The organism is Kitasatospora sp. NPDC040550, assembly GCF_055594965.1.
Map to the genome: position 1 here is coordinate 5,217 of NZ_JBVIWC010000046.1, position 1,088 is coordinate 6,304.

General features: G+C 73.8%; 1 pseudogene. It reads left to right on the top strand.

Going from position 1 to position 1,088, the window contains the following annotated elements:
• Window positions 1-109: 109 nt before the first annotated feature.
• Window positions 110-976 (top strand): annotated as a pseudogene (locus tag ACZ58X_RS38650) (M18 family aminopeptidase); the annotation flags it as partial.
• Between the last annotated feature and the right edge of the window lie 112 nt (window positions 977-1,088).

The following is a 1,088-nucleotide window of genomic DNA, read 5'->3' on the forward strand; positions in this document are numbered from 1 at the left end:
AGAGGGGGGGGGGGGGGGGCTGGCAAAAATTTGGGGGGACGGCGCCTTCGGCGTGTCAGAAAGCTTAGGTAGAAAGAAAGGCAGCCCGCTCCTCCCCCCCCCCCCCCCCCCGCTGCTGCGCGTGCCCCAGCTCGCCATCCACCTGGACCGCCAGGTCAACGACGGCATGAAGCTGGACCGGCAGCGGCACATCACCCCGATCTGGGGCCTCGGCCCGGTCGACGAGGGCTCGCTGATCGGCTACGTCGCCGAGCGGGCCGGGCTGGCCGCCGAGGACGTGGCCGGGTGGGACCTGATGACCCACGACGTCCAGCCCGCCTCGTACCTGGGCCGTGACCGCGAGCTGCTGGCCGGCCCGCGGCTGGACAACCTGCTCTCGGTGCACGCCGCCACCGCCGCGCTGGCCGCCGTGGCCGTCGCCGCCGCCGAGGGCGAGGTGGCGCTGCCGTACATCCCGGTGCTGGCCGCCTTCGACCACGAGGAGACCGGCAGCGAGTCGGACACCGGCGCGCAGAGCCCGCTGCTCGGCAACGTGCTGGACCGCACGGTGTACGCCCGCGGCGGCTCCCCGGAGGACCGCGCCCGGGCGCTGGCCGGCACCGTCTGCCTGTCCTCGGACATGGGCCACGCCGTCCACCCGAACTACTCCGAGCGGCACGAGCCGGGCCACCACCCGCTGCCGAACAACGGGCCGATCCTCAAGGTCAACGTCAACAACCGCTACGCGACCGACGGGGTCGGCCGGGCGGTGTTCGCGGCCGCCTGCGAGAAGGCCGGCGTGCCGTGGCAGAGCTTCGTCTCCAACAACGCGATGCCCTGCGGGACGACGATCGGTCCGATCACCGCGGCCCGGCTGGGCATCAAGACGGTGGACTGCGGCATCGCGGCGCTGTCCATGCACTCCGCGCGCGAGCTGTGCGGGGCCGAGGACCCGTACCTGCTGGCCAGCGCGATCAAGGCCTTCCTGGAGGGCTGAGCACGGACGGTGTGACGCGCGGGGGCCCGCCGGTTCGCCGGCGGGCCCCCGCGCGTCGTCCCGCCCCTCCCCTCCCGACAAGAACAGAGGGGGGGGGGGTCAACCCTCTGCG